A 5,429-nucleotide genomic window follows, 5' to 3' on the forward strand; every position below is an offset into this window, starting at 1 on the left:
ACGGGTTCGGGGGGGGGAGAACACTCTCCTGCGGCTCTTGCGTGTGCCAGATGCGGAGGAAGAGCGTCAGAGCGCTTTGAATGCAAGAGGCCACCCACGCAGCGCGGCCGTCGCCGAGCTGGTGAGAGGAGAGAGTTCCCTGCGCACCCTGATCGTCGCCTTGCTGCTCGTCTGTGCCCTCATCGCCCCCGGCTGCTCTCCAGGGGATGGAGAGGGAGAGCCCTTCGATGAGGTGGCGGCCTCGTCGAAGTCGCTTCTGGGCTCGACCCTGCCCATGCGCGTCACACCAGCGTTCTGGACCGCGATCTGGGTCTCGCCGGATGGCAGCGTGTCTTCGCAGGCCACACCCTCCGGCTGGTTGTGCATGTGCGCGGTGAACCCGCAGAAGGTCACCCAGGCGATTTTGATCTGCACGAGAGAGAGCAAGCCATCACTCGATGCGGTGCGCCAGCAGATGTCTTCGGCGCAACGTGTCGACGGGGTTCTGCAGGCGTTCGAGCGCACCGATCTGGTGAATGAGATGAAGCGGGCCAACGGCGTCGACCTGCTGGTCGACGCTCAGGGGCGCCCGCTCTATCTCGTGGTGTCGCACCCGGTGGCGGCGTCGACCGCGTCGCCGCTGCCCGTCACCGCTCCTCCGCCCAGGCTTCTCGAGCGCTTGAAGAGCGCGTCTCCCAGCCCGCTGTCCAGCCCTCTATCCAGCCCGTCGAGCGGAGGCGTCCGATGACCGAGAGAACCGCCATGCGTGAGACACAGCATCTCATCACGACCCGCTGGCCGGCCGAGATGGAAACGGCCTTCATCGACTGGTCGGCAGGGCAGCAGGGTCAGCAGACCTTCCTCAAGCTCACCCGGGAAGATGATGCCATGCTGCTGTACGCGGGGGTCGCCGGCGTCGTCGATGCCGATGTGAGTCGAGAGCTCATGCGGCTCACGAGCGAGGGATGGGGGCTTCAGGGAGAGGTGGCCATCAGCTTTGACGGCGCGGCCCAGCTCCAGATGGAAGCCGTCTTCGGGCCCGAGGGATGCGTGCTCGAGATCGGCGCGGGGCTGCTCCCGCTCGTCGATCCGTTCCAGCGCGCGCCGCTCATCGAGAAGGTGAGGGACGTGCGTCGGGATCTGGCTGTCTCGCTGGGCATCACCGTTCCTGGCATCGAGGTGCGTGACGACCTCACCCTCGACCCTGCCGCGTACAGGCTGCGCCTGCGCGGGGTCGAGGTGGCGTGTGGACAGGTCTTCCTCGATCGCATCCTGGTGGTGGGAACCCTCGACCAGCTCTCGAGCCTGCAGGGCTGGACCACCACCGAACCCACCTACCGGCTCCCCGCCAAGTGGATCGAGCCGACCGAGCGGGAGCGTGCGGAGGCCTTGCAGTGCACCCTGCTCGGCGGACTGGCTGTGCTTCTCACCCACGTGCGGGAGTCGCTGCGGGCGCACGCGGCCACCCTTCTTGGCTTGCAGGAGACCCACGATCTGCTGGTGCGGCTGCGGCGCACCCATCCCGTGGTGGTCGGAGAGTTCCTCGACAGCGTGGGGCGGGTGCGCGCGCTGCGCCACGTTCTGCGAAGCCTTCTGTCGGAGGGGGTTTCCATCCGCGACATGGTCACCATCCTCGAGGTGCTGGGCGATCGCCTCGACGGGCTCGACGATACGGTTGCTTCCACCGAAGCGGCGCGTCAGGCGCTCGCGCGCGAGATCCTTCTCGGTGCCAGCGACGCGGACGGGGTGGTTCGTGCCCTGGTCCTCGACGAAGAGGTCGAGACCCGCTTGCAGGGCCCACCCCCCGGACCGTTGGAACCCGATCCCTTTGTGCGCGCAGTGCGAGACGCCGCCGAGGAGCACCCGGGGATCACGGTGGTGTTCACCCGTCCGGAGACCCGACGCGCGGCCGCAGTTCGCCTCGGGCAGGCGGTGGGGCGTGTCTCGGTGCTGTCGGTGGCCGAGATCGTTCCCGGCCCGCATGTCGAGATCGCGGGAACGGTGAAGTGGCCGCGGGAGGCAGAATCGCCCGAAGCCGCGTCCAAGGTCGATGCGCCATCGGATGATGCGCCGGCCGGATTCTGGAAGTCGAGGAAGAAGCGATGAGCAGATCTGAGGGTCGAGGGAACGATGGCCTTCGTTCCATCACCATCTCACGGGGATGGACCGTGCACGCCGAGGGCAGCGTGCTCATCTCGAGCGGTCGCACCCGCGTGCTGTGCAATGCGAGCATCGAGGAGAAGGTGCCGCCCTTCCTCGTGGGAACCGGACGTGGATGGGTGACGGCGGAATACGCCATGCTGCCGCGGGCGACGCACACGCGGTCGTCGCGCGAGCGTGGCAGCGGGAGCGGTCGATCGCAGGAGATCTCGAGGCTGATCGGACGTGCGCTGCGTGCCACCGTTGATCTCGAGGCCCTGGGGCCCCGCACCATCACCCTCGACTGCGACGTGCTCCAGGCCGACGGGGGAACGCGCACGGCAGCCATCAACGGCGCCATGGTCGCCCTCGAGGATGCGTGCGCCTGGCTGGTTCGCGAGGGAAGGCTCACAGCCTCACCGCTGGTCGATTCGGTGGCGGCCATCAGCGTCGGAATCGTGGGGGGCGTGACCCTGCTCGATCTCGATTACGAGGAAGACGCGCGCGCCGACGTCGACTTCAACGTCGTGATGCTCGGAACGGGTGCGTTCGTTGAGGTGCAGGGGACGGGCGAGCGAGCGGCCTTCAGCCGCACACAGATGGACGAGATGATGGGGCTCGCCCAGCAGGGCATCGACGCGGTGCGGGTGCTGCAGCGAGGCGCGCGCGGCGACGCCTGAGGGGGGCGCTTCAGAAGGCGCGGGCGTTCAGCTCGCGCGATGGGCCAGGTAGAGGTAGCGCTCGAGCTTCTGCTTCGCTTCGGCGTTCACCGCGCCGAACGCGATGCCGATCTCCTTGCCCTGTGGGGTGCGACGGGTGCGTGCCACGCGAGCCTTCGAGCGGAACGAGGCCACGGGCGAATCGACCTCGATCTCGACCGGGAGGCCCGCCATGCAGAGGCCCTTGGGAAGGATGAACGAGAGGCCGCTCGCGCTTACATCGCGGGTGCTGGCGGTCTGCCAGCGGTTCGACCACGGCATGCGGTACTTCACCGAAAAGGAACGGCGGACGCGAACGTGCTCTCTCATCTCTGACAATCCTCCACGCGCTCTGCGCCGCTGACAGGCGGTTCCCTGCTTGGCGACGGCACCTGATGGTGCTCTTGAACCCAGTATACGCGTGGGGGTCGGCGCACGCCATTTCCAACATGTGAACGGTTGGATGGCTCAGGTCTCGTGGTGGCGATCGAGGGACAGGAAGCGGACGAACTGCTTGTGGAAGTGGAGCTCGACCGTTCCGGTCGGACCGGAGCGGTGCTTGGCGATGATGATCTCGGCGATGCCCTTCTTCTCGGAGTGCTCTTTCTCGTAGTACTCGTCGCGATAGATCATCATCACCAGATCGGCTTCCTGCTCGATGGCGCCGGATTCGCGCAGGTCGCTGAGCATGGGACGCTTGTCGGTGCGGCTCTCCACTGCGCGCGAGAGCTGGGAGAGCGCGATCACCGGGATCTTGAGCTCCTTGGAGAGGAACTTCAGGGTGCGTGAGATCTCTGAGAGCTCCTGGGTTCGATTCGCGTCTGAGCGACCGGACCCGCGGATCAGCTGGATGTAGTCGATCAGCACCATGTCGAGCCCGTGATTCTTCTTCAGCCGTCGGCACTTGGCCGAGATCTCTGTTGCGGAGAGTCCACCCGAGTCATCGATGTAGAGCGGCGCGTCGGCCATGTAGTTCATGACCTTCGCCAGGCGGCGCCAGTCGGTGTCGTGGATGTGCCCGGTCTTGATGCGCTCGCTCTCGATCTGGGCCTCTGAGCAGAGCATTCGGGTTCCGAGCTCTTCCTTCGACATCTCCATCGAGAACACGGCCACCGGCATGCGCTGGTTCACCGCCACGTGCTGGGCGATGTTCATGGCAAAAGCGGTCTTGCCCATGCTGGGACGCGCGGCGATGATGACAAAGGTGGCGCGCTGCAACCCGCCCGTGATGGCGTCGAGGTCGCGGTAGCCCGTGGGGATGCCCATCACGTTCTGGCCGCCTTCGTAGAGGGTCTCGAAGCGTTCGAACGTGTTGTCGAGAACCTTCTTCAATGGCACGAAATCGCCCGAGACCGTGCGATTGGCGATGGAGAAGACCGACTGCTCGGCGCGGTCGACGAGCACGTCGATGTCATCGCCGGATTCGTGGGCCATCTGCACGATGTCGGTGCCGGTGTGGATGAGCTCGCGGCGCAGCGACCGCTCTCGAACGATGCGCGCGTAGTGCTCGGCGTTGGCCGCGGTGGGTACGACCTCGGTGAGCTCGACAAGGTAGTCGGTTCCGCCCACCTCTTCGAGGCGGTTCTGTCGTCTCAGCTCGTTGCTGAGCGTGATGAGATCGACGGGCTCGTTGCGATCGGCCAGCTTGAGCATGGCGTCGAAGATGTACTGGTGGGCCGGTCGATAGAAGGTTTCCGGTTCACGAAAGACCTCCGTGATCCGGCCGATGGCCTCTCGATCGATGAGGCATGCGCCCAGCACCGATCGTTCCGCCTCCAGGTTCTGGGGAGGAAGGAGCTCGGCGGAGACCGTCATGGTCATGCAGGCTGCTGCGCCGGCTGGGCCTGGTCGACGACGAGGATGGAGATGTCTGCCGTCACCTCGCTGTGCAGGCGCACCCGCGCCGAGTAGGTGCCGACCTTCTTGATGGGCTCCTTGAGCTCGATCTTGCGCTTGTCGATGGGCCAGTCGGTGACCTTCTTGAGGGCGTCTGCGATGTCGGCGGATGTGACCGCCCCATAGAGCTTGCCCTGATCACCGGCCTTCGCCGGCACGCGCACGGGATTGGCCTTCAGGTGCTCTGCCGCTTTGCGGGCCACCTCGACCTCGCGCGCGTGCTTGTCGGCCTTCACCTTCGAGTCGTGCTCGAGGGCGCGCTGGTTGCCCTCTGTGGCCTCAATGGCCAGCTTCTTCGGGAACAGGAAGTTGCGCGCGTATCCGTCAGAGACCTTGACGACCGCGCCCTTCTTTCCAAGGCTCTTCACATCTTCCAAGAGAATGACCTGCACGCGCGAACTCCTCCTGATGAGACTCTCTGCGGCCTCGCCCACGGGGCCGTGGCGACGCGCTCCGAACTCGGGGGAACGGAAATACCCACACCCGGCAGGTGCTTATCCACAGGAAAATGTGGATAATTACCGCCGGTGTGGCGTCGGTGTCAGACTGCGCGGAAGACGTGGCCTTTGCTCTCGGGGGCAAGCGCAAACAAGCACTCGACAACTCACCCGTAGAACTGCAAGCACGCCGCTCGAGCGGATCTGCCGTCTCTCTGGTTTCGCTGCTCTTGCGCGATTCGCCTGTCAGACGCGCGCCCAGAGGGCACGACCAACAGGC

General features: G+C 65.7%; 6 protein-coding genes. 3 read left to right on the forward strand and 3 right to left on the reverse strand.

The features are described from left to right. Positions 1-43: 43 nt before the first annotated feature. Genes EB084_18655 through EB084_18665 form a run of 3 tightly spaced genes read left to right on the forward strand, consistent with a single transcriptional unit; the run spans position 44 to position 2,798 of the window. Positions 44-727, forward strand: a complete 684-nt coding sequence (locus EB084_18655) for a hypothetical protein (protein NDD30283.1) — start codon at positions 44-46, stop codon at positions 725-727. After that, positions 724-2,085, forward strand: coding sequence for a hypothetical protein (locus tag EB084_18660; GenBank protein NDD30284.1), 1,362 nt, complete (start codon positions 724-726; stop codon positions 2,083-2,085). Before EB084_18655 ends, EB084_18660 begins: the two co-directional genes overlap by 4 nt. Then, complete coding sequence (locus EB084_18665; protein NDD30285.1) at positions 2,082-2,798, forward strand: ribonuclease PH; 717 nt, start codon at positions 2,082-2,084, stop codon at positions 2,796-2,798. Before EB084_18660 ends, EB084_18665 begins: the two co-directional genes overlap by 4 nt. A 27-nt stretch (positions 2,799-2,825) precedes the next feature. Here the strand turns inward: EB084_18665 and EB084_18670 are convergent, their stop codons facing one another. The 3 genes from EB084_18670 to EB084_18680 form a co-directional block, all read right to left on the reverse strand. Beyond that, positions 2,826-3,146, reverse strand: coding sequence for a PilZ domain-containing protein (locus EB084_18670; GenBank protein NDD30286.1), 321 nt, complete (start codon positions 3,144-3,146; stop codon positions 2,826-2,828). A 138-nt stretch (positions 3,147-3,284) separates the two neighbouring features. Continuing rightward, positions 3,285-4,631, reverse strand: coding sequence for a replicative DNA helicase (gene dnaB, locus EB084_18675; GenBank protein ID NDD30287.1), 1,347 nt, complete (start codon positions 4,629-4,631; stop codon positions 3,285-3,287). A 2-nt stretch (positions 4,632-4,633) separates the two neighbouring features. After that, positions 4,634-5,104, reverse strand: coding sequence for a 50S ribosomal protein L9 (locus EB084_18680; GenBank protein NDD30288.1), 471 nt, complete (start codon positions 5,102-5,104; stop codon positions 4,634-4,636). Between the last annotated feature and the right edge of the window lie 325 nt (positions 5,105-5,429).

The organism is Pseudomonadota bacterium (assembly GCA_010028905.1).
Taxonomy (GTDB): domain Bacteria; phylum Vulcanimicrobiota; class Xenobia; order RGZZ01; family RGZZ01; genus RGZZ01.

Coding starts and splice junctions, on each gene's coding strand:
- EB084_18660 (NDD30284.1), top strand. CDS start 724: ATGACCGAGAGAACCGCCATGCGTGAGACACAGCATCTCATCACGACC.
- EB084_18665 (NDD30285.1), top strand. CDS start 2,082: ATGAGCAGATCTGAGGGTCGAGGGAACGATGGCCTTCGTTCCATCACC.
- EB084_18670 (NDD30286.1), bottom strand. CDS start 3,146: ATGAGAGAGCACGTTCGCGTCCGCCGTTCCTTTTCGGTGAAGTACCGC.
- dnaB (NDD30287.1), bottom strand. CDS start 4,631: ATGACGGTCTCCGCCGAGCTCCTTCCTCCCCAGAACCTGGAGGCGGAA.